Below are 23772 nucleotides of genomic sequence, written 5' to 3'. Positions count from 1 at the left end.
GGGCCCCCTCGCGGGGCCCTTTGCCATTTCTGGACGGTCTATTCCGGATAGGCGTGCGGCTCTTCCTGTTCCATGAACCGGCACTTGTTCAGCACCACGCCCAGCACCTGGGTCCGCTTGCCCAGATCCTTGCCGCACTTGTCCACCTCGGTCGAGGTAGTCTCATCCGCCGCAGCGACCATCAGCGCGCAGTCCACCTGGTCCAGGAACGAGATCGCATCGTCGTTGGACAGCATTGGCGACATGTCGAACAGGATGACATCGGGTTGCAGCTTGGCCTCGATCTCGTCGACCATGTCGGCAGTCCGGGTGGCCGACAGAAGCTCGGCCGGGCTGTCCATGGGTTTCGAGTTCAACCCGACCGCAAGGTTCGGCCCCAACCGGCGAATCTGGCTGTAGTCGATCGTGCCGCTGGCCAGCATGCCAGCAAAGTTCTGGCTGGGTTCCAGGCCCAGGATGCCCTGAAGCGTCGGGTGCCGCATGTCCAGTTCCAGCAGCAGCACGCGGGTATCGGCCATCCGCGCCAGGCTGAAGGCCAGGTTCAGCGCAACGGTGGACTTGCCGCAACCCTGCGTCGGCGAGGTGATGGCCACCCTGCTCCACCCGTTCGAGCGCAGCGCCCGGATCAGGTTCGTGCGCATCAGATCGAAGCTTGCCGCAGCCTGCCCCGGATGCATCGCAACGACGCGGTTTCGTTCCAGCACCTTCGGGTTCAGCGGGATCTCTGCAAGGTCGTACCACGGCCCGCTTTCGACCGCCGACTGCCCGCCGGGCTTCGATGCCTGCATCTTGCGGTCACGCGCCGCCCGGGCTTTCGCGAGTGCCGATTGAATCCGTTCCATATGTCCTACTCGGTCTGTCCGGTGGTCGCGGGATCAGCCACCCCGCTGATGTCGGGTGCCTTCGAGGCAAGCCCGAGAAGTGAGTTGAGCGGCATGACGTAGATGTGAACCACCAGCATCAACACCGGAATGTTGATCAGGAACACCGCCAGCATCGCCAGGCTGCCATGCGAGAACCGCCTGGCCTCTGACGCCCCCGGAAGATAGCCCACAGTCCCGAACGGCGGGGCACCGATCACCTTGGCCAGTTCTGACGGTCTGCGGATCGTCTGGTTCATGAACTCCAGCAGGAAAAGCAGCGCGCCAGAGAGGATCACCCCGGCCCCGAATGCCGCGACCGCGATCCGCTTGCGGTTCGGCTCGGCGCGGAAGGCGGGCGGGACGGCCCGTTCGATCATGGTGATGCGCTGCCCCCGGTCCGTCGCTTCGATCCGGTTGCCCATACGGGCCTCGGACAGGCTGCCGACGGCCTCTTCGTACTGGACGCGCAGGGTCTCGTAGTTGCTGCGCAGTTCGCCCAGCCGGATCGAGTTGCCGGGTGTCGCCTCGATGCTGGCCTCCAGTGCCACCAGGTCCTTCTCGACCAGGGCCTTCTGTTCGGCGAGGTATTCAATCTGCCCATCGATATCCAGCATCTGCACCTGGAAAGGTGTCAGCCGCCCGCCGCCCGATGCGTCCAGCTGTTCCTTGACGGCCTCCTCAAGTGCGGTGACCTCGTTCTGCAGCGCCTTCACACGCGGGTTGGTCGGCGACAACACCACCAGGGCCGAGGCAAGTTCCTGCCGCAACTCGTCCAGCCGCGTTTCTTCCGGCGTGCGGGCTTCGGTTGTCGTCACCAGACGCCCGGTGCGGTCGAAAAGTTCGGTCAGGCGCTGGCGTCGGTCCCGCAGAGACGAAAGCTCCCGGTCGATCTGCAACAGGCGCTCCTGCTGTGCCGCCTGGCGTGACCGGCGGAATTCCAGGCTTTCCGGCAGGGCATCCCGGTTGGCCTGTTCGAACTCCAGGATCTTCGCGTTCTGCTCACCCAGCTCCTGCGTCAGGCGCTGCACTTCCTGTTCGAAGAAATCCAGCGTGTTGGCCGAGGCCTCGGTCCGCAGCTCCGTGCTCCACTGCAGGATCTGGTCCGCCAGGTCATTGGTGACGGCAGCCGAAAGCTCGGGCTCGGACGCGGCGAAGGATACGTTGACCACCCCGGTATTGCCCTGGTTGTTGGGCATGTAGATCGCCACGCGGCTGCCGATCGCCACCAGCTTCTGTTCCGAGGTCATCGACGGTGCGCTCTTGAACAGCTCATGCCTCTCAGCAACAGCCAGAAGGTTGTCGCGGGTCATGATCCGTTGCTGGATCGCCAGCAGGATCTCGTCAGCCGTGGACCGCACGGTCGAGGCGGCCAGTTCGTCCGGGATCTGGGCATTCTCGATCAGAAGCCGCGCCTCTGCCCGAAAGACCGGCGGCAGCGACACGGCATACAGGACGCCGGCCGTCGTCGCGGTGAAGATGATCGCCGCGATGACGGGAAGCCGCCGCAGGATCAGGGACAGGTAGAAACGCAGGTCCAGCGTCATTTAGGGGGTCTCACTCGTCTCGCTTGCGGCTGCTGCCGAAAAGAATACGCCATCATCCAGCACCTGCTGAAGGATCGCGGGGGTCACGATCTGCTTGCCCTTGGTGAAGGCATAGACCATCGCAAGATCGCACAGTTGGTTCACTAGTCGCGGCACGCCCTTCGTCAGGTCATAGATGATGCTGACCGCCGGCGCGGTGAAGATGCGCTTCTCGCAACCCGCCACCTTCAGACGATGCGGAATGTAGCCCCGGACCGTCTTGAGGTCCATCGCTGTCAGGTGATAGCTGGCCGCCACCCGCTGGGCAAACTGCCGCATCTCGGGCCGCGACACCAGCGCCCGCAGTTCCGGTTGCCCGATCAGCACCAGTTGCAGGACCTCGTCCTTGCCCGAGTTGATGTTGATGAACATCCGCAGTTCTTCCAGCGCCTCGGCGGACAGGTTCTGCGCTTCGTCGAAGATCAGGACGACACTGCGCCCCGAGGCATATTCCGACAGCAGGAAGTTCTGAAAGCGCGAAAAGAGATCGACGTAGCTTTCTTCCAGTTCGGCAGGCTGTTCCAGCGCATGCAGCACCCAGCGCAGAAGCTCGGCCCGCGATCCATGCGGGTTCGACACCAGCCCGACCTTCAGTTCGGATCCCAGCGACCGCACCAGATGCAGAAGCAATGTCGTCTTGCCCGCACCGACCTCGCCGGTGATCAGCGTGATCGGTGCATGGGCCCTGACCCCGTATTCCAGCATCGTGTAGGCCCGCTGGTGCGAGGGCGGCCAGTACAGGAAATCCGGGTCGGGGGTCAGGGCGAAGGGGCGCATCTTCAGCCCGAAATGCTCGGTATAGAGATCCGCAGAGTTCCCGACCGGCGGGTGGCTCGGCAGCAGCCGTGACCGGACCCGCACCGGGCGCGGAATCGGCGCGTCGACAAAGCTCGACGGCGGCGTCACGACGACGCTGCGGTCCTGATAGGTCGGAATGTCCAGTGCCGTATCGTCAACGCGATCCGAAGCCCCGGCCGGCGACTCCGTTTCGTTTCCGACTTCCGGATCGAACCACAGGATACGGGATAACAACCTGCGGGACCTACTTCGCGTCATCTACTCACCTTTAAGCAATTCCCCAAGGTATTGGGGCTTTGTGGCCCTGTAATAAGCAAACTTGAAAGGCATGGCGACGCCTTCCACAATACTGATGCCGAGCTAGCAACAAAGTAGGGAAATCATAGCCGTAGGGTCCGGAATCCCCCAGAAATGGCCACTTTCTTACCCAACACCCGTGCGTATCTAGACGGACTCATGTAGGAAAGCTCAAGGAAATTTTGACAGCGCGCGAATCGTTGATGGTCCCGGTCAGTCCCCGGATTTCGGGTTGGTGCAGAGTAGGTGAGATTGTGCTGAACTGTCCCGGCGCTGCGGCGCATCCTTGGGACCAAGGCCATTGTCGCCCGTCGGGCGGGCCAAACGCCAGGACAGCGCAGGTCGCTGAAGACAAGTCGAGAGGGTAGTCGCATGAAGGACGTGATGCAGGACCTTCCGGCCGAAACGGATATCGCCATTGTCGGCATGGCTGCGCATCTTCCGGGTGCCGCGGACATCCAGGCCTATTGGGACAACCTGCGCGAAGGCCGGTCGGCCGTGCGTCGGCTGACCGAAGAGGAAATCCTCGCTTCGGGCGAGAACCCCGCGCTGTTGCGCAATCCGAACTACGTCCCCGCCGCTGCCCTTCTTGAAGGCTACGACCGCTTTGACGCCGAGTTCTTCGGATTCTCCCCCAAGGAAGCCGCGATCCTAGACCCCCAGCACCGCCAGTTCCTGGAAGTGGCGTGGGAGGCGCTGGAAAACGCCGGCCACACTCCCGAAGGGTTCAAGGGCCGCATCGGCGTCTTCGCGGGCTGCGGCATGGGCAGCTATTTCTACTTCAACCTCTGCTCGAACCCGGCGCTGGTCGAAAGCACGGGGATGTTCCTTCTGCGCCATACCGGCAACGACAAGGACTTCCTCGCTACCCGCGTCAGCCACGTCTTCGACCTCAAGGGGCCAAGCCTCGGGATGCAGACCGCCTGCTCCACCTCGCTGGTCGCCACGCATTACGCGATCCAGGCGCTCTTGAACGGTGAATGCGACATGGCGCTGGCTGGGGGTGTCACCATCGACATGCCCCAGGGCCGCGGCTACCTCTACAAGGAGGGCGAGGTCCTGTCGCCCGACGGCGTCTGCCACGCCTTCGACCACCGAGCGCAAGGCACGGTCTTCGGGTCCGGTGCGGGCACGGTCTTGCTGCGTCGGCTTGAGGATGCCCTGGCCGATGGCGACCATATCTGGGGCGTCATTAAGGGGTCAGCCGTCAACAACGACGGGGCGGCAAAGGCCGGATACCTTGCGCCTTCAGTCGAGGGTCAATCCGCCTGCGTCGCCACGGCCCTCGCCGTTGCAGGGACCCCGGCGGAGACCATCGACTACATCGAATGCCACGGCACCGGCACCTACCTTGGCGACCCCATCGAAGTCGCCGCCCTGACCGAAGCCTTCCGCCGCACCACCAATGCCACTGGCTTCGCGCGCATCGGGTCTGTGAAAACCAACATCGGCCACCTCGACACCGCCGCGGGCGTAGCAAGCCTCATCAAGACCACGCTCGCGCTGCACCACGGCCAGATGCCGCCCAGCCTCAACTTCGAGGCCCCGAACCCCGCCATCGACTTCGACGGCAGCCCCTTCCGCGTCAACGACAAGCTGTCGGACTGGCCCCGCCGCAAGGGCCCCCGCCGCGCCGGGGTGAACTCCTTGGGCGTCGGCGGCACCAACGCCTTCGTCGTCGTGCAGGAACCCCCTGCCGTGGCCGCTTCCGAGGCTTCGGACTGGCCCTTCCAGCTCATCACCCTCTCCGCCCGCAGCCAGTCGGCTCTGGGCGAAGCCTCCACCCGCCTCGCCGCCCATCTCCGCGCGCATCCCGAACAGGACCTCGCCGACGTCGCCTGGACGCTGAAAGAAGGCCGCCGCGCCTTTGAACACCGCCGCGTGCTGGTGGCCGAAAGCCATGAGGAAGCCGCGAAGATGCTGGAGGCCGGTGATCCCCGCCGCGTCTTCACCCAGCGCCGGTTGGGCGACCGCCCCGACGTCGTCTTCATGTTCCCCGGCGGCGGCGCGCAATACCCCAACATGGCGCGCGACCTTTACGAGACCGAACCCGTCTTCGCCGAATGGATGGACCGGGGCCTTGCTGCCCTGGGCGATGCCGAGGCGGAAACCCGCGCCCTCTGGCTGCCCGCCAAAGGCCAGGAACAGGCCGCCGCCGAGGCCCTGCGCCAGCCGTCGAGACAGCTGCCCCTGATCCTGATCGTCGAGGTCGCGCTGGCGAAGCTGTGGGAAAGCTGGGGCATCCAGCCCGCCGTCCTGATCGGCCATTCGATGGGCGAAAACGCGGCCGCTTGCGTGGCGGGCGTGATGACGCTGGAAGCCGCCGTCGGCCTCGTCCGCCTGCGCGGGCAACTCTTCGACACCGTCCCTGCGGGAGGGATGCTGTCGGTCCCGCTCTCTGAAGCCGCGCTGAAACCCTACCTCGGCGATCTCGACATCGCCTCGGTGAACGCGCCGGAACTGACCGTGGTCTCGGGGTCCGACGCGGGCCTGAAGGACCTGGCTGAGCGGCTCAAGGCCGACGGCATCGACACCACCCGCATCGCCATCGACATTGCGGCGCATTCGAAGATGCTGGAAGGCATCCTTTCCGCCTTCCGCGCCCACCTTGGGGGCATGCACCTCAGCCCACCGCAGATCCCGATCATCTCCAACCGCTCCGGCCAGGTCCTGACCGACGAGGAGGCCACCAGCCCCGACTACTGGGTCGCCCACTTGCGCAACACTGTCCGCTTCGCCGACGGCATGGCGGCGCTGCGCCAGAAGGCCGACCGGGTCTACCTGGAGGTCGGCCCCGGCCGCGCGATGGCGTCGCTCGCGCAGGCGAACGGCGCGATGGGCGGCCAGCCGGTCCCGGCCAGCCTCCGCCACCCCGACGACACCGTCAGCGACGACCGCCACTTCATCGCCACCCTCGGCCGCCTCTGGGCCTGCGGGGCCGAACCCGACCTGACCCAGCTTTGGGGCGAGGCGAAGCGCCGCCGCGTCCCCCTGCCGACCTACCCCTTCCAGCGCAGCCGCTACTTCGTCGAACGCGGCCAGCCCACTGTCGTGACCGAGGCCGACCTGACCCCGACCCGCCACGACAGCGTCACCGACTTCGGCTACAAGATCGGCTGGCGCGTGATGCCTGCCGACTGCCCGGTCGACGTGGAAACCGAACTCGGGGAACCCCTGACCTGGCTGGTCTTCGCCGACGAAGCCGGCCTTGCCCGCGCCGCCGTCCAGCGCCTGCGGGCCGCCAACCACCGCGTCATCACCGTCCACGTCGGCGACGCCTTCGCCCGCACCTCGGACGACACCTACACGCTCGCCCCCGAACACGGGCGCGAGGGCTACGACGCCCTCCTCGCCGACCTCGCCCAGCGGGACCTCTCACCCGCCCGCATCGCCCATTTCTGGCTGGTGACCGAGAAAGAGGCCTTCCGCCCTGGCTCCAGCTTCTTCCAGCGAAACCTCGAACAGGGCTTCTGGAGCCTCTTCTTCCTCGGCCAGGCCATCGCCGAAATCGGCCTCAAGCCCGCGCCGCACGTGACCGTCGTCACCTCCGGCGCCGCACAGGTCCGCACGGAAGCCCTCCCCTACCCCGAGAAAGCCACCGTCGCGGGCCCCGTCCGCGTGATGCCGCGCGAATTGCCGGGGCTGACGGCGAGCCTTCTTGACGTGACGCTTGACAAGAAGATAGCGGGCGAAACCGTCTCCGCCGTCCTCGAAGAGATGCTGGCGACGCCTTCCAACACCGTCGCCGCGATCAGGGGCAGCCGCCGCCTGGAAACCCGCCTCGTCCCTGCAAAACTGCCGGAACAGGCCGAAGTCCCCGAAGGCTCGGTTTGGGTCATCACCGGTGGCTTCGGCGGGATCGGCGTCACCGTCGCAGAACGCCTGATGCGCGACCGCCACGCCAAGGTTGCGCTCATCGGTCGCCACGTCCCCGAACCCGGATCCGTCCGCGCCGGGGTCCTGTCGCGCCTTGAACGCCTCGGCCGCGTGATGGCCGTCGCCGCCGATGTCTGCAACCCCGAAGACATGCGCGCGGCCTTCGACCGCGTGAAGGCCGAGCTTGGCCCGATCTACGGCGTCGTCCATGCCGCGGGCACCGTCGACGACGCCCCCCTCCTCGGCAAGGACCCCGGCAGCGCCGACGCGGTCCTGTCGCCCAAGGTCCACGGGACAAAGCTTCTCGACACCCTCCTCCCCGACGGCTCCGTCGACCGGATCGTGCTGTTCAGCTCCACCTCCACCGTCCTGACCCCAGCCGGTCAGGCCGACTACGTCGCGGCAAACGAGTACCTCAACGCCTTTGCCCGCAGCAGGGCTGGCGGACGCACCCGCGTCACGGCGATCAACTGGGGCATCTGGTCCGGCATCGGCATGGCCGCTGACGCCGACGCCCGCCGTCAGGGCAAGGACGCGGGCGCCCCGCTGCCCGGCCAGCTGGTCCTCGAAAGGATGCAGAAGGGTGAGGATGAAACCCGGTTTCACGCCACGCTCACCAAAGAGCACTGGGTCATGGACGACCACCGCCTCTTGGACGGCACGGCGGTCCTCCCCGGCTCGGCCTACCCGGAAATCGCGGGCGAAGCCCTTGCAGCGGCAGGCGCGAAGCCCGGCTTCCAGCTCACCGACCTTACCGTCTTCCGCCCACTCCGGCTGGAAGCGGACCTCCCCCGCGACTTCCGCGTCAGCTTGACCCGCGGCCGCGATGGCAACCAGCGCTTGCAAGCCCGCGCGCTGGAGCCGCAAGGCTGGGCGCTGACCGCCGAAATGGGTGTGGCCCCGCTCACCACGCTGGCTGAAGAGCTGGACCTTGCCGCCATAGCCGCCCGTTGCCCCGACAAGGCCGCGGCAGCAGGGGGCGAGAACCTGCCCTCCGCCCAGGAAGACCGCATCGCCTTTGGCCCGCGTTGGCAGGTCCTCAAGGCCACCGCGCTCGGCAACGGTGAAGGCCTTGCAACCCTCGCCCTGCCGACGCAAGCGGTGCAGGATACCGCAACCTGCGCGCTGCATCCCGCGCTTTACGACATCGGCACCGGCTGGGGCATCGCGCTTCTCCCGAAGGTGCAGGAGGGCTTCGTCTGGGCCCCGGTGATGACCACTGCCATCCGGGTCTACGCAGCACTCCCTGCCGAAATCCGCAGCTGGGTCCGCCTGTCCGGCAGACCGACGGACGACACCGCCAGCTTCGATGTCACCCTGACGGACCCCTCGGGCAAGGTGTTGGTCGAGGTCGAAGGCATCACCTTCCGCAAGGTCGCCTTCGAGGAAGCCCTTGCCAAACCCGCCTCCCCGAACCCGCGCGAAGTGATCCGCGACGACGACCAACGCGGCCAGTCCCCCGCCGAACAGCGCCTGGCCCAGGCCCTTGCGGGCGGCATCCGCCCCGCCGAGGGCGCCGAGGCCTTCCTCCGCGCGCTGGCGGCGGATGGCGCGCAGGTCCTCGTCTCCTCCCTCGACCTCGACGCGCTGATGAAACAGGCCAACGCCCCCGTTGCGGTCGAGGCCGAAGGCCCGGGCTTTGCCCGCCCTGACCTCGAAACCGACTACGTCGCCCCGAGGAACAGCATCGAACGCACCCTCGCAGGCTTCTGGGCCGAGCTTCTGGGCGTCGCCGAAGTGGGGGTCGAGGATGACTTCTTCACCCTCGGCGGCCACTCCCTGATCGCCGTTCGCCTGTTCGCGATGATCCGCCGCCAGTGGAAGGTCGACTTCCCGATCTCGATCTTGTTCGAGGCCCCGACCATCGCTCGTTGCGCCCAGCTTATCATCGACCGCATCGGCCCGCAGGACGACAGCGCCCCTGCCCCGACCGAACTCGCCGACCCTGCTGGTCCGAAGTTCACTCACCTCGTCGCCATGCACCGCGGCGATGGCGGACCCAAGACCCCGTTCTTCCTCGTCGCCGGGATGTTCGGCAACGTCCTCAACCTCCGCCATCTCGCCAGCCTCCTCGGCACCGACCGGCCGTTCTACGGCCTCCAGGCCAAGGGCCTTTTCGGCGACGACACGCCGCATATGACCATCGAGGACGCCGCCGCATCCTGCCTGGCCGAAATCCGGCAGGTCCAGCCCAAGGGCCCCTACCTTCTGGGCGGCTTCTCGGGTGGTGGTCTGACCGCGTGGGAGATCGGCCAGATGCTCCGCGCCGAAGGCGAGGAGGTGGCCCTCATGGTCCTTCTCGACACCCCGCTGCCAGTCCGGCCCTTCCTGACCAAGCCCGACAAAGCGCTCATCAAGCTGGCCGAAATCCGCGCGGGCGGGCCGAAGTTCCTGGCCGACTGGGCCAAGCGCCGCTGGGAATGGGAACGCTCGCGCCGCGCCAAGGCCGCGAACGAGCCTGACCCGACCGTGCCGTCCTACAACAACGCCGCGATTGAGGCCGCCTTCCGCCATGCCATCGGCGTCTATGACCTCAGGGGCTGGGAGGATGGCAACGTCGTCCTCTACCGTCCGCCCTTGGACCGCCGCTACAAGGTCACGGGGGGCAATTGGGTGTCCGAGGCGCGGGAATATGTCTTCCACGACAACCTCTGGACGCCCTTCGCGCCGCGTCTCGACGTGGTCGAGGTCCCGGGGGACCACGATTCCATGGTGCTGGAACCGAACGTGCGCGTATTGGCCGCACGGATGAAGGCCGCAATCCAGGCGGCCGAGGCTGGCGAGCACCGCCATCCTGACCATAGACTCGCTGCCGAGTGACCGGAGATTTCCAATGACCCTGACCGCCCTTCTGATCGGCAACGAAAGCCTGACGGTGGAATGCGGCAAGCGCTGGCTGGATCGGGGGCACCAGCTTGCCGCCGTCGTCACGCGCGAACCCCGGGTCGCCGCCTGGGCCTCGGCGACCGGGCTGCGGGTCATCGCCCCGGGTGCGGGGCTGACGGATCGCACGGCGGGGCTGACGGTCGACTGGCTTCTGTCGGTCGCCAACCTCTCCCTCGTGCCCGCCCCGGTCCTTGCACTGGCCCGTCAGGGTGGGGTCAACTTCCACGACGGTCCGCTTCCAGGCTATGCCGGCCTGAACGCCCCGGTCTGGGCGCTTCTGAACGGCGAGAAGACCCATGCCGTCACCTGGCACCTGATGACCCAGGGGATCGACGAGGGCGAGGTGCTCGCCACCCGCGCTTTCGAGATCGAAGCGGACGACACCGCCTTCACCCTGAACGCCCGCTGCTTCACTGCGGCCCTTGACAGCTTTGCCGACGTGATGGCGGCGGTGGAGGCGGGCGGCCACCCGCGCCAACCGCAGGGCCAGGGTCCGCGCAAGATCTGGATGCGGGCCGACCGGCCTGCGGCGGCAGCGCGGCTTGACTTCACCCAGCCGGCCGAGGCGGTTGCCCGGCAGGTCCGGGCGCTGGATCATGGCGGATACCGCAACCCGCTATCCGTCCCGAAGATTGAAGTCGAAGGCCAGGTCTGGGCCGTGGGCCAGGCCGAGGTTGTCGCCGGAACCGCCGCGCCGGGCACGGTGCTGGCGCGCGACGAGGGCAGCCTGACCGTGGCCTGCGCCGACGGGGCCGTGCGTCTGTCGCACCTGACCTGCCTCAAGGGCTTGCCCATCGACACCGCCCGCGCGGGCGCAACCCTGCCCTCCCCCGCCCCGGCCGAAGCCGCCCGCCTGGACGCAGCCCTCGCCCCCGCCGCCGAAGCCGAAGCGCGGCTCCGAGCCCTGCTCCTCAAGTCCGATCCTGCCCTTGCTGGCAACGCCGCGGGCGCACCGGATTGGCGCCAGCTTCCGCTGGCCGCCTCTGCCGCATCCTCCGCTCAGTTGGCCCTCGCCGCCATCCGCGCTCTTGGCCGCACCGGCGGGGATGTCGCACTGGGATTGGCCCAGGACCCGGCCCCCGGCTACCTTCTGCCCTGGGTTCCGGTTCGGATCGACGCCACGGGTCCGATCGCAGCAGCCGAGGCGCGCGCCGCCCGTGCGCTCGACACGGGCCGTGCGGCAGGCGGCATCGCCGCAGATCTCGCCCTGCGCGAACCGGGCCTGACGGCGCTTCTCCCCTCGGGCCTTGCCCTGTCGGACGGGGCAACACCCGTCACCGGCAGCGTGGTCACCCTGACGACCGGCGGCGCACCCATCCTCTGGCACGATGCCGCTCGGGTTCCTGCAACCGAGGCCACCCGGCTGGCCGACCGGATCGCCCGGCTCCTTTCGGCCATGGCCGCCACGCCCGATGCGGACCTGTCGGGTCTCAGCCTGCTATCCGACGCGGAAACCCGCACCTACTCTGGCGCGCTTGCCGCCACCGCTCGCGACTATGACCGCCAGATTACCCTGCCCGGCGCGATCCTCGCGCAGGCCGCCCGCACACCCGAGACTGCCGCCGTCATCGCGGGCGACAGCCGCCTGACCTATGCCCAGTTGGCCGACCGCGCGGGCCGCATCGCCAACACACTCCGTGCCATGGGCGTCCAGCGCGGCACCCTTGTCGGCCTCGCCTGCAGCCGCTCGACTGACATGGTGGCAGGCGCCCTTGGCATCCAGCTTGCAGGCGCGGCCTATGTCCCGATGGACCCGGCCTACCCCGCCGATCGTCTGGCGCTTTATGCCGAGGATTCGGGTTGCCCCGTCATCCTGACCGAAAGCGCCGTCGCTGACGCCCTTCCGCAGGGCCCGACGCTTCTCATCCTCGACACCGACCCGCGTCTTGCCACGGCCGCCACGACCGCGCCCGCCGATGGCCCGACCGCCGACGACCCGGCCTATGTGATCTACACCTCCGGCTCCACCGGCCGCCCCAAGGGCGTCGTCGTCGGCCACCGCAACGTGATGAACTTCTTCGCCGGGATGGACGACACGCTCGGCACCGACCCCGGCACCTGGCTCGCCGTCACTTCGCTATCCTTCGACATCTCGGTCCTCGAACTCTTCTGGACACTGACCCGCGGCTTCACCGTCGTCCTCGCCAATGAGACCGCCCGCGTCCGCCCCTCGGGCGACAGCGCGATCAACCCGCGCAAGATGGACTTCTCGGTCTACTATTGGGGCAACGACGACCTGCCCGGCCCCTCGAAGTATGAGCTTCTGCTCGAAGGCGCCAAGTTTGCCGACCAGAACGGTTTCGTCGCCATCTGGACGCCCGAGCGTCACTTCCACGCCTTCGGCGGCCCCTACCCGAACCCCGCCGTGACCGGCGCAGCAGCAGCGGCGGTCACCAAGAACATCGGCGTCCGCGCCGGGTCCATCGTCGCCCCCCTGCACCACCCCGCCCGCATCGCCGAGGAATGGGCCGTCATCGACAACCTGACCAACGGTCGCGCGGGCCTCGCCTTTGCGTCCGGCTGGCAACCCGACGACTTCGTCCTGCGGCCCGAGAACACACCCCCCGCCAACCGTCAGGCGCTCTTCGACGCCCTCGACCAGGTCCGCCGTCTGTGGCGCGGCGAAGCGGTAGAGTTTCCCCGCAAGGACGGCACCCCCTTCGCCGTCAAGACCCAGCCCCGCCCCGTGTCCAGGGAAGTCGAGGCCTGGGTCACCACCGCCGGCAACCCCGAAACCTGGCGCGAGGCCGGGAAGATGGGCGCAAATGTGCTGACCCACCTCCTTGGCCAGTCGATCGACGAGGTCGCAGGCAAGGTGCAGCTCTACCGTCAGGCCCTGAAGGATGCAGGTCACGACCCCTCGCGCTTCAAGGTCACGCTGATGCTCCACACCTTCCTGGCCGAAGACCGCGAGAAAGCGCGGGAAGTGGCGCGTGAGCCGATGAAAAGCTACCTGCGCTCGGCGGCGGGCCTCATCAAGCAATACGCCTGGGCCTTCCCGGCCTTCAAGAAACCGCAAGGTCTGGCGAACCCGATGGACATCGACCTCGGCAGCCTTGCCCCCGACGAGCTTGAAGCCATCCTCGACTTCGCCTTCTTGCGCTATTTCGACGACTCCGGCCTGTTCGGCACAGTCGAAGACGCCGTGAAGCGGGTCGAAGAGCTGAAAGCCATCGACATTGACGAGGTCGCCTGCCTGATCGACTACGGCATCCCGACCGCCGTCGTTCTGGAGGGCCTGAAGCCCGTCGCCGAAGTCCTGCGCATTACCAATTCCGGTGCCGAAGACGACGACACCATGGCGGGCCTGATCCACCGCCACAACGTCACCCACCTGCAATGCACACCGTCGATGGCCCGGATGCTGGCTGAAGACGATGGCGCCCGCGCGGCACTGAAGCGGCTGAAGCGGATGCTCGTCGGCGGCGAGGCGCTGATGGGTCGCCTCGCGGGCGATCTGTCCGGCCTGATTGGCGCTCCGGTCCTGAACATGTACGGCCCGACCGAGACGACGATCTGGTCCTCGGTCGAGGCGACGACCGGCGAGGAAGGCGTGGTCAACATCGGCCAACCCATTGCCAACACGTCGCTTTATGTCCTCGACGACACCCAGGCCCCCGTGCCCGACGGGCAAGAGGGAGAGCTTTGGATCGGCGGCGAAGGCGTCACCCAAGGCTATTTCCAGCGCCCCGACCTGACCGCCGACCGCTTCCGCCCCGACCCCTTCGCCGGGTCCGGCCGGATGTACCGCACCGGCGACCTCGTGCGGAAGCGCCCGGACGGCAAGCTCGACTACCTCGGCCGCGCCGACTTCCAGGTCAAGATCCGCGGCCACCGGATCGAACTGGGGGAAATCGAGACCACGCTGGAAGCCGCCCCCGGCATCCGCCAGGCCGTCGTCATCGCGCGTGAGGATCAGCCGGGCGACGTGCGCCTCGTGGCCTATGTCACCTCTGCCGGACCCGTCGACGCCACGGCGCTGAAGACCACCCTGGCAGAGCATCTGCCCGAGGTCATGGTCCCCGCCCATATCGTCAAGCTCGACAGCTTCCCGCTGACCCCGAACGGCAAGGTCGACCGCAAGGCGCTGCCTGCGCCCTTTGCTGCGACCGCCGCCACTCCGGTCGCCGCTCCCGCCGCTGCGCCAGTGTCGGCAGCCACCAGAGAAGCCCGGCCCGCAGTCGCCCTCGAAGGCAACCTCGAAGACGCCATCGCCGCCGTCTGGGCCCGCGTTCTTGGCGTGCCGCAGGTCGCTCGGTCGGACAACTTCTTCACCCTTGGCGGCCATTCCCTTCTGGCCGTGCAGGCCCACCGCGAGATGAAGGTGGCGCTCAACTCCGACCGGCTGGCAATCACCGACATCTTCCGCTTCCCCGTCGTCTCGGCGCTGGCCGCGCATCTGGGCAAGTCGATCACCGTGGTGCCGACACCCGTCCAGCCCATCTCCGCCGCGCCCGCCCCGGCCCCCACTCCAACGGTCCCGCCGGCCCCAAGCGGCGACACAGCTGCCGACAGCCGGATGGACGCGATGGCCCGCCGCCGGGCGATGCGCGAAGCGCGGGAGAAGGCGCTGGGATGACCCAGCCTGCACGGGTCAGACGGATCGAGGCCGCCATCGGCGCGCTGTTTCCAAAGGACGTCGCCGTGGCGCTCTGCAGCCTCTCCGCCGCCGACCCGCGCGACCTCTGGCCAGAGGAACGCCCCGCCCTGAGAGGTGCCGTGCCGCACCGCGTGGCCGAATTCGCCGCAGGTCGCCAGGCCGCCCGCACCGCCCTGGCCGCGCTTGGACACCGGGCCGTCGCTCTGCCGATGGGACCGGACCGTGCGCCGATCTGGCCCGACGGCATCGCCGGGTCGATCTCTCACACCGCCGGAATCGCCGTCGCTGTCGTCCGCCACGGCGCCCCCTTGGGCATCGACATCGAAGACGACAGCCCCCTGGCCGAAGACCTCTGGTCCACCCTCACGTCGCCCGAGGAACGCTCGGCCTTTCCGCCCGGTGAAACCGGCCAGCAGGTCCGCAGGGTGTTCGCCGCCAAAGAGGCGCTGTTCAAGGCGCAAGCCCAAGGCGCACGCGCGATGTTCGGCTTCGACGCCGTCCGCGTGACCCTTGCCGAATCCGCCTTCGATGCCCAGTTCCTCACCAATGCCGGGGCGTTCCGCTCTGGCGGCAGGGTGCAGGGTCGGCTGGCCCTGGTCGATGGGTTGGTAGTGGCAGGGGTGGCACGGTGAAGATGATGACACGGCGGACGGCGATCCTTGGCAGCCTTCTCTCCGCGCTCGGCGCAGGCGGGCTCTACTGGCACCTGACCCGCGCGCCCTCTGCCGCATCGGTCAAGTCCCGGCTGACGGCAACCTCGGTCCCGAAGCCCGAGCAGCCGATGACCGTCTTCCACCTGGGCCACAGCCTGGTGAACCGCGACATGCCCGCCATGCTGGCCCAGCTGGCCCCCACCGGGCACCAGTACGACAGCCAGCTCGGCTGGGGCACCACGCTGCAGGCCCATTGGGGCGACGCGCCCATCAACGGGTTCGAGGCGGAAAACGCCCATCCCCGCTTCCGCCCCGCGCTGGAAGCCGTGCGCAGCGGTGACTATGACGCCATTGTCCTGACCGAGATGGTCGAGATCCGCGCCTCGATCCGCTACTACGACAGCCCGGTCTACCTCGCCCGCTGGGCCGAAGAGGCGCTGCGGGCCCGGCCCGACGTGCGGCTCTACCTCTATGAAACCTGGCACCAGCTGGACGACCCCGAAGGCTGGCTCGAACGGCTGGACCTTGACCACGACCGCTACTGGCTGTCGCGCGTCCTTGGCCCCGCGCTGAAACGCCTGCCCGAAGTGACGCAGATCTTCCTGATCCCCGCGGGCCAAGTCCTTGCCGCCTTCGTCCGCGCGGTCGAGGCGCGGGGCGGCGTCGGCAATGTCCGCGACCGGACCGACCTTTTCTCCCGGGCCGAGGACGGCACCCTGGACGTGATCCACCTGAACGACGTCGGCAACTACCTCGTCGCACTGGTCCATCGCGCAGTGCTCTATCAGCAGCCCACCCTCGGCCTGCCCCACGCTCTTGCCCGCGCCGACGGCACCCCTGCCACGGCCCCCGACCCCGAGGTCGCGCGGCTGATGCAGGAGACGACCGATTCTGTGGTCGACACCCTCCGCTTGTCCGGTTTCGCGGCCTGATGTTGCATATCCGCCACCGTCAGCGGCAATGGCGGGCTTCCACCGCCTGACGTGGCCTTCCCGGCTTCATTCAGGCGCATTTCCTCTTTCCGATCCTCCCTTAGACAAATATCGTGGTCCGGAAGCAGCCGAACCCGTATTTTGCGGGCGCAATGGAGAGTTTTTCGATGTCCATCCTTCGCCGTCTGGTCGCCGCCCTGTTCCTTTTGCCGATCCTCGCCCTGGCAGCGACGGCACAGGACTACCGCGTCCGCGCGGGTGACACGCTGCAGATCGAGGTTCTGGAAGATGCCACGCTGAACCGCAGCGCGATCGTGCTGCCGGATGGGCAGATTTCGCTCCCGGTCGCGGGGACCATCCGCGTTGCGGGCCGCAGCCTGGCAGAAGTGCAGGCCGAACTGGCCAGCCGCCTCGCCCCGGGCTTCGCCTCGACCCCGACCGTCTTCGTGACGCTCAGCGCGCTTGCCGAACGCCCCGCCGCTTCGGCGCCGCGCACCATCGACATCTTCATCCTGGGCGCCGCCAACACCCCCGGCAAGGTTCAGGTGAGCCCCGGCACCACCCTCCTGCAGGCCATTGCCCAGGCCGGCGGCCTGTCGCCCTTTGCCGCGAAAAAGCGCATCCAGCTGCGTCGTGTCGACAAGGCCGGGAACGAACGTATCTACAAGCTTGACCTCGACGCCATCGAACGCGGCGCCTCGTCCGGCGGCACCACGCGCCTTGTCTCTGGCGATGTCATCGTGATCCCGCAGCGCAAACTGTTCGAGTAATCAGAGCCATGCGCCGGTCCGGCCACCTTTTGGGAGGGGTTTGCGCCCTTAGCGCGGCCCTTGTGCCCGGCGCAGGCCGTGCGCAAGAGGGTGGCGTCCTGTTGACTTTCGGGATCGAGAACCGGCTGGAAATCAGCCGCAACGATGACCTGTCGATCCCGGCAAGCGGGACCGAGATTGCCAACGTCACGCTTCTGTCCTTTGGCCTGTCCAGCGAAACCGCGATTGACCGGCTTGATTTCGGGGTGACGGGCGGCATCATCGCCCGGGACGGCGATTCCGGCAGCGAGATCGACTTTGGCCGCACCGCCCTGACCTTCGCCTATCACCGGGAAGTCCCGTCTGCCGTGCTCGACCTTGCGGCCGAGTTCCGCACCGATGACGCCGATGCCTTCGGCGACGACCTCGGCGATGTCGGCGCAGTTGGCACCCGCAGCGACCTGCTCCTGTCCGCGCGGCTGGAAACCGGCCGCACCTCCACTGTCGGGCTTGCCTTCGGTCTCGCCTATGACCGGACCGAATACCAGGACACGATCGACCCCGATCTGGTCGACAGCGATGAATGGCGCGCCGACCTGGCGGCGATCCTGCGTTTCTCCGAAGTCGCGACCGGCCGCGTCGGCATCCGCTATCGCCACCGTGAGGAAGAGGATCTCGGCACCACAACCACCGATGCCGGGACCGTCTTCGCCGGCCTCGATTATGCGATCAGCGAACGCACCGACCTCTCGGTCGAACTGGGCTATACCGACACCGAAACCGAAGACGGCGGCGTGATCGAGCATGACCGTGGCCCCGATGCCAGCATCCGGCTGTCCTACGACATGCCCGTCGGCACTGCCTATGCCCTTCTGCGCGTCGCAACCGATGCCGACGAAGGCCAGCGCGAGACGTTCGAAATCGGCCGCGCTTTTGAGGCCCAGCGCGACACCTTCTCGGCCAGCCTCGGCTTGACCCATGGCGACGAAACCGGGACTGACCTGATCGGCTCGCTGGAATGGACCCGGGCCCTGCCCGACGGCAGCGTCGGCCTTCGGGTCCAACGCAGCGTTGCCTACGATGTCGACGACGACGCGTCGGTCACGGATTCCACCTTCAGCCTGTCCTGGGCCAAGAACCTGAACGACACGACGACCTTCCTCTTCGACGCCAGCTACGAAAACAGCGACTCGCCCTCCGAGCGCATCGAACAGATTTCGCTCGATGCCGGTGTCAGCCACATGCTGACCGCTGACTGGAGCCTGTCCGGCGGCATGGGCTACACCATACGCCATGACGCTGGCGGCCGCGCGGAATCGCCCAGCGTCTTCGTCGCGATCAGCCGGGACTTCCAGTTCCGTCCCTGACGCTCTAGGCGGTCCGGGCGAACAGCCCGATGCAGTCGTATTTCCGCTCGGGCCCCGCAAAGGCTGATCTTGCGATCAATCCCAGATCCCGTCCCAGACTGCGGCGCTGGGTCTGTCTGGCGCCGCCTGCTGCGCGCAAGCGCCGATGGACCAGGTTTTCCCAGGCTCGCCACCCTGCCGAGAAGTGGCGGGTATGGCCGTGGTGCACAGCGGCTGCGACCGTAAACCCGGCGTCTTCCATCAGTCGCCGCAAGGAACCCTGGGTGAAGAAGTGCACATGCCTCGGCACGTCCAGCATTTCCGAGATTTCGGCATAGGTCTGGAAATGCAGCGCCGCGCAGTTCGGAACCTCGCAATAGAACCCTCCGCCCGGGGCAAGCAGATCCCGCACATTGCGCAAGGCGCGCGCCGGGTCGGCGCAATGTTCCAGCACATGGGTCATCACGATCAGGTCGAACGTCTGCCCCCCGATGGCAGAAGGCATGACCTCCGCCGTCCCCGCTTCGACCGTCACGCCGCGCGCGGCCGCCATGTCCCGCGCCTTCGGATCGGGGTCGACCCCGAACAGCTCCCGCCCCGGAGCGGCCAGGCTGGCCACGAAATCCCCGCCGCCACAGCCGATGTCGAGGACCCGCCGCGCCCCGGGCTGCAGCTCCTGCAGCCGGGCCGCATCCATCATCCGGCCACGGTCTGTCAACCAGGCCAGCTTGACCAGGACCCGGTCGGCCAGACCCGGAGCCACATCCGGAAAATGCGTCTGACCATGCGTGTAATAGGCCGCCATGTCATAGCTGACCCGCACTTCCTCGGGCGTCATCGCCCGTCGCATCAGCCCGACGTCGCAGGACTGGCACCAGACCAGCTTGCCCGTGTCGATCGGTTGCCCCGTCTTCACATCAATCGGGATGTCCAGCCAGGTTGTCAGCTCCCCCGCCGAAGTTCCGCAAATCGGACAGCGAGGCTGTCGTACAGGATCGTCCATGGCAGATGTCCCGTGCTTTTTTAGAATTGCTTAACCAAAGATAAGCAATCCTAGCACCGAAACACCCTACCGACGATCAACACTCTGTTTCCTGAACAGGCTGCGCAGGGCATGTCCCACCAGGTCACGCAGGAAATGCGGCGGTCCGGGGTCAATTTTCGGCTGCACCAGCCGCCGCGCCTTCAGGATCAGCGCCCCCAAGACATGCGCCAGCGTCGCAGCCACTGCGCGCGACGTGCCGCCCACCTTGCGGAAGTAGTGCCAGCGGCTGTCGAACCAGTAGCCCGGCACCCGTTTCCAGGATTTCATGCCCGTGGACACCGAGCCGATATGCTCGACCCGGCTTTCCTTGACGAAATGCGTGGGCCAGCCCGCCTCGGCCGCGCGACGGCACAGGTCGGTTTCCTCGAAATACAGGAAGAAGGTCTCGTCGAAGACCCCGACCGTCCGGATCACCTCTTCCCGCAGCATCATGCTGGCACCCGCTAGCCAGTCCACCGGCCCCGTTGCCTCGGGCACCCCGATCGCCACCAACTTGTGCCGCAGGAGGCGCGAGATCGGCCCGGTCCGCGCCGCCACTTCCAGTTCCGACGCGACCGAGGGAAAGCGGAAACAGGTCACATGCGGCTCGCCGTCCGACCCGTGGATGTAGCTGCCGACGATCCCGACCCTGGGATGCGCCTCAAGGTAGTCCAGCAGCAGCCGGATCGCATCCGGCGCCGGAAAGGCATCCGAGTTCAGGATATAGACATAGTCCGGCCGCACGCCCCCCAGCAGCCCCAGCCGGATGCCCACGTTGTTGCCGGCCCCAAAGCCGCCATTGCGGCCCGATTGCACCACGCGAAACCGCGGCCGATCCTTCAGCGCCGCGCTCATCTTCTCGAAGGACCCGTCGCCGGAATCGTTATCGACGACGACGATCCCGCCTTCGATCCCTTCCATCGCCCGCTCGGCACTGTCCGCCGCGCGCAGCGTCATGTCCGCCGTCCGCCAGTTCAGCAGCACAGTCAGGACTGTCGGAGCGCTCATTTCCCCGCCCCCCCGTTGCGCGCCTTCAGCGCCGTCACCGTCATCGACGGCAATACCAGCGCGCAGTCCAGATAGCGTTTGGCCAGACGCCGCGGGTTCGACAGCATCCGCCAGAGCCATTCCATCGCGATCTTCCGCACCCAGACCGGCGCGCGGGTCTGATGCCCGGCGATGAAATCCAGCCCTGCGCCAATGGACAGGAACCCCATCCCCGGATGCCGCGCCAGACCCCGCGCTGCCAGAAGCTCCTGCTTCGGTGCCCCCAGCGCCAGCAGACAGATCCGCGCGCCCGAGGCCGCGACCTGATCCAACAGCGCATCCGCCGCCGCGCTCGCCGGGTCAAACCCATAGGGTGGCGCCAAGCAAGCCGCGACCTCCAGCCCCGGATGATCCGCCTTCAACTGCTTCGCCGCCGCCTGCAACACCGGCTCTGTCGACCCCAGAAACGCCAGCGGCGCCCCCACCCGTGCCGCCATTGCCGCCACCGGAGCAATCAGCTCCGACCCCGGCACCAGCGCCACATCAGACCGCCCCGACAGCCGCGCCATCCAGACAATCGGATTGCCATCCGCCACCACATGGCTATGCGTCCGGTAGGCCGCCAGAAACGCGGGGTTCCGGCGCAGCTTCACCACATGGTCCAGGTTCAGCGTTGCGACCGCAAAGCCCTGCCCTCGCGCCAGACAGGCCTCCATATCCGCCAAGAGCGCCGCCTCGGTCGGAAAATTGACCAATGTCATCGGGTCCAATCGCGCATCTCCGGAAACAGACAAACCAACCGTCACAACTCTATCCCTTGCCATCCTGTCGCCACACACATCTGGCACCGCACCTGACTGACAGGCGATTGTTCATTCGCCGTCAAGACGATAGTCTGCGACATACAAGGTTTGGCAGGGTTTTTTCGTGGCATTCGCGCAAGAGACATTCAGTCAGGGGAACGATCCCGCGCCATCAGCCGAATTGTTGCCGGTGTCGTTTACCATCGTCGTCCCCACCTTCCGGCGCCAGGCTCTCCTGCCCCCTCTCTTCGCCGCCGTCGCCACCGAACGCGCATCGATTCCGGAACCCGTCGAACTCCTCCTGATCGACAATTCGCCCGAAGCCTCGGCAAAAGCTGCCGCCGCTGCCGCCCCGGCCTTCGTCCGATATGTCCACGAACCGCAGACCGGCGTCGCCCGCGCCCGCAACCGTGGCGTGGCCGAGGCCGCTGGCACGCATGTGATCTTCCTTGACGACGACGAAACCCCGGCCGCGGGCTGGCTTTACGCCTTCGCCCGGGCCGCCCGGCAGGGCGCCAAGGCCGCTTTCGGCGCGGTCGAGCCACGTTTTGAAACCGACCCGCCCGCCGCCTTGCGCGGCCCCCTCGACCGCGTCTTCAGCCGCCGCCTTCCCGCCGCCGACGGGGCCGAGGTACAGCACCTCCGCGCCTATCTTGGTTCGGGCAATTCGATGTTCGCGAAGGCCACCCTTGCCCTGGTCGATCCCCCCTTCGACACCGCCTTCGACCGGGGGGGAGAGGACGTCTGGCTTTTCCGCCGCCTCGTCGACGATCACCAGATCCCGATGCTCTGGTGCCCCGGCGCGCTGGTCCAAGAAATCGTCCCCGCCTCCCGCGCCAGCCTCGCTTTCCTCCGCGCCCGCCGGTTCAGCGACGGCCAGCTCCGCTGCCTTGTCGAAAGCGGCCATGGCGGCCTGCGCGGCGCGGCCCGCGTGGCGCTCTGGATGGCCGTCGGCGGCGCCCAGGTCCTGGGGCACGGCCTCGCTGCCCTTCTGACCCGCTCCTTCTCGCCCACCCGCTCCACCCACTTCCAGCTTGCCGCCTGCGGCGGGGCGGGCAAGATCCTGTGGTGGCGGCGTAAACTTGTGCGATAGAGACCCGGCATGACCGAAACCCCCGACACCCGGCCCGTCGCCTATCTGACCGGCGACTATCCCAAGGTCTCGCACACCTTCATCCTGCGCGAGGTGCTGGCCGTCCGCGCTGCAGGCGTCCCGGTCATCACCTGCTCGATCCGCCGCCCGCCTGCATCCGAGTTCAAGGGGCGCGAGGAACAGGAAGCCCGCGCCGAGACCTTCTACGTCATCGCCGCCGCAAAGAACCCGCTGACCCTCGTGAAAGCCCACGCCCGCGCCCTTGTCCGCGCGCCGGGCACCTGGTTTTCAACCCTAGCCCTCGCGATCAGGATGCGCTCACCCGGCCTCAAGGCCTTCCTCTGGCAGCTGTTCTACTTCCTTGAGGCCGGTGTGCTTGCCGATCACCTCCGCACCCAGAACGCCCGCCACCTGCACAACCACTTCGGAAATTCCAGCTGTTCGGTCGCCATCCTTGCGGCGAAACTGGCGGGCATCCCCTTCAGCTTCACCGAACACGGCCCCGCGATCTTCTTCGATGTCGACCGCTGGTCCCTGCCCGAAAAGATCGCCCGGGCAAAGTTCGTTGTCGCCATCACCCATTTCTGTCGCTCGCAGCTGATGCTGTTCTCCGACCCCATCCACTGGGGGAAGATCGCCATCGTCCATTGCGGCCTCGACCCCTCGCTCTACCACCGCACCCCCCGCGCTTTCGGCAAGCGCGTGGCCTTCGTCGGCCGTCTCGACCCGGTAAAAGGCGCACTCCTTCTGATCGAGGCGATGGCCGAGGTCCTGAAAACCCACCCCGACGCGACCCTGACCCTCGCCGGCGACGGCCCCGCCCGCGCCCCGGCCGAAGCCCGCGCGCAGGCGCTCGGCATCGCGGCATCGGTCCATTTCGCAGGCTTCATGACCCAACCCCAGGTCGCGGACCTCCTCTCAAACTCCGACATGCTGGTCCTGCCCTCCTTCGCCGAAGGCCTGCCGGTCGTCTACATGGAGGCCCTCGCCTCCCGCATCCCCGTCGTTGCCAGCCGTGTCGCGGGCGTGCAGGAACTGGTCGAGGACGGCGTGACCGGCTTCACGGTGCCCCCGGGGGACGTGCCAACCCTCGCCGACCGGATGATGCGCCTGATGGCCGACCCCGAGCTTTCCGCCCGGATGGGAGAGGCCGGGCGCAAGGCGGTGGAGCGCGAACACGACATCGCCCGCGAAGGCGCCTGGCTTGCCGACCTGTTCCGGGCCGGAGGGCCAGACGGCAATCTTCGCCCCTGACGCTCCTCGGTGACTTCGTCCCTCGTCG

At 67.4% G+C, this 23772-nt stretch carries 14 protein-coding genes; 8 read left to right on the top strand and 6 right to left on the bottom strand.

Annotated features, from left to right (window positions below):
* Positions 1-38 precede the first annotated feature (38 nt).
* From E8M84_RS08640 to E8M84_RS08630, 3 genes are read right to left on the bottom strand one after another with little or no spacing between them, the layout of a single operon-like run.
* Positions 39-842, bottom strand: a complete 804-nt coding sequence (locus E8M84_RS08640; protein ID WP_137110710.1) for a CpsD/CapB family tyrosine-protein kinase — start codon at positions 840-842, stop codon at positions 39-41.
* Between the two features lie 5 nt (positions 843-847).
* Positions 848-2407, bottom strand: coding sequence for a Wzz/FepE/Etk N-terminal domain-containing protein (locus E8M84_RS08635; protein WP_137110709.1), 1560 nt, complete (start codon positions 2405-2407; stop codon positions 848-850).
* Positions 2408-3478: an ExeA family protein gene (locus tag E8M84_RS08630; RefSeq protein ID WP_240790318.1), complete on the bottom strand. Its 1071-nt coding sequence runs from the start codon at positions 3476-3478 to the stop codon at positions 2408-2410.
* 435 nt (positions 3479-3913) lie between these two features.
* Between E8M84_RS08630 and E8M84_RS08625 the strand changes: the two genes are divergently transcribed.
* From E8M84_RS08625 to E8M84_RS08600, 6 genes are all read left to right on the top strand, one after another.
* Positions 3914-10237: a type I polyketide synthase gene (locus tag E8M84_RS08625; protein WP_137110707.1), complete on the top strand. Its 6324-nt coding sequence runs from the start codon at positions 3914-3916 to the stop codon at positions 10235-10237.
* Positions 10238-10250: 13 nt separating this feature from the next.
* Positions 10251-14882, top strand: a complete 4632-nt coding sequence (locus E8M84_RS08620; RefSeq protein ID WP_137110706.1) for a MupA/Atu3671 family FMN-dependent luciferase-like monooxygenase — start codon at positions 10251-10253, stop codon at positions 14880-14882.
* Positions 14879-15535, top strand: a complete 657-nt coding sequence (locus E8M84_RS08615) for a 4'-phosphopantetheinyl transferase (RefSeq protein ID WP_137110705.1) — start codon at positions 14879-14881, stop codon at positions 15533-15535. The genes E8M84_RS08620 and E8M84_RS08615 overlap by 4 nt, the downstream gene beginning before the upstream one ends.
* 2 nt (positions 15536-15537) lie before the next feature.
* Entirely contained in the window at positions 15538-16488 is a 951-nt protein-coding gene (locus E8M84_RS08610) for a hypothetical protein (protein WP_240790336.1), read from the top strand.
* A gap of 167 nt (positions 16489-16655) precedes the next feature.
* Positions 16656-17258, top strand: a complete 603-nt coding sequence (locus E8M84_RS08605) for a polysaccharide biosynthesis/export family protein (protein WP_137110703.1) — start codon at positions 16656-16658, stop codon at positions 17256-17258.
* Between the two features lie 101 nt (positions 17259-17359).
* Positions 17360-18604 (top strand): hypothetical protein, encoded by a 1245-nt coding sequence (locus E8M84_RS08600; protein ID WP_137110702.1) that lies wholly within the window; start codon positions 17360-17362, stop codon positions 18602-18604.
* Between the two features lie 4 nt (positions 18605-18608).
* Here the strand turns inward: E8M84_RS08600 and E8M84_RS08595 are convergent, their stop codons facing one another.
* The 3 genes from E8M84_RS08595 to E8M84_RS08585 form a co-directional block, all read right to left on the bottom strand.
* Positions 18609-19586 (bottom strand): class I SAM-dependent methyltransferase, encoded by a 978-nt coding sequence (locus E8M84_RS08595; protein WP_137110701.1) that lies wholly within the window; start codon positions 19584-19586, stop codon positions 18609-18611.
* A 66-nt stretch (positions 19587-19652) separates the two neighbouring features.
* A complete protein-coding gene (locus E8M84_RS08590; protein ID WP_137110700.1) occupies positions 19653-20615 on the bottom strand; it encodes a glycosyltransferase family 2 protein in 963 nt (320 codons plus the stop codon).
* Positions 20612-21355, bottom strand: a complete 744-nt coding sequence (locus E8M84_RS08585) for a WecB/TagA/CpsF family glycosyltransferase (RefSeq protein WP_240790317.1) — start codon at positions 21353-21355, stop codon at positions 20612-20614. Before E8M84_RS08585 ends, E8M84_RS08590 begins: the two co-directional genes overlap by 4 nt.
* 166 nt (positions 21356-21521) lie before the next feature.
* Between E8M84_RS08585 and E8M84_RS08580 the strand changes: the two genes are divergently transcribed.
* Together E8M84_RS08580 and E8M84_RS08575 are read left to right on the top strand one after the other, a co-directional pair.
* On the top strand, positions 21522-22490 hold the full coding sequence (locus tag E8M84_RS08580; protein ID WP_137110698.1) for a glycosyltransferase: 969 nt from the start codon (positions 21522-21524) through the stop codon (positions 22488-22490).
* Between the two features lie 9 nt (positions 22491-22499).
* The gene (locus E8M84_RS08575) at positions 22500-23744 is read left to right on the top strand and encodes a glycosyltransferase family 4 protein (protein WP_137110697.1); all 1245 of its coding nucleotides are present in this window, start codon (positions 22500-22502) and stop codon (positions 23742-23744) included.
* The last annotated feature ends 28 nt before the right edge of the window (positions 23745-23772 follow it).

The organism is Rhodobacter sp. SY28-1 (assembly GCF_005222785.1).
Lineage (GTDB): Bacteria > Pseudomonadota > Alphaproteobacteria > Rhodobacterales > Rhodobacteraceae > Tabrizicola.
The sequence above is the reverse complement of the archived record's forward strand: the minus strand, read 5'-3'. Positions and strand labels throughout refer to the sequence as shown.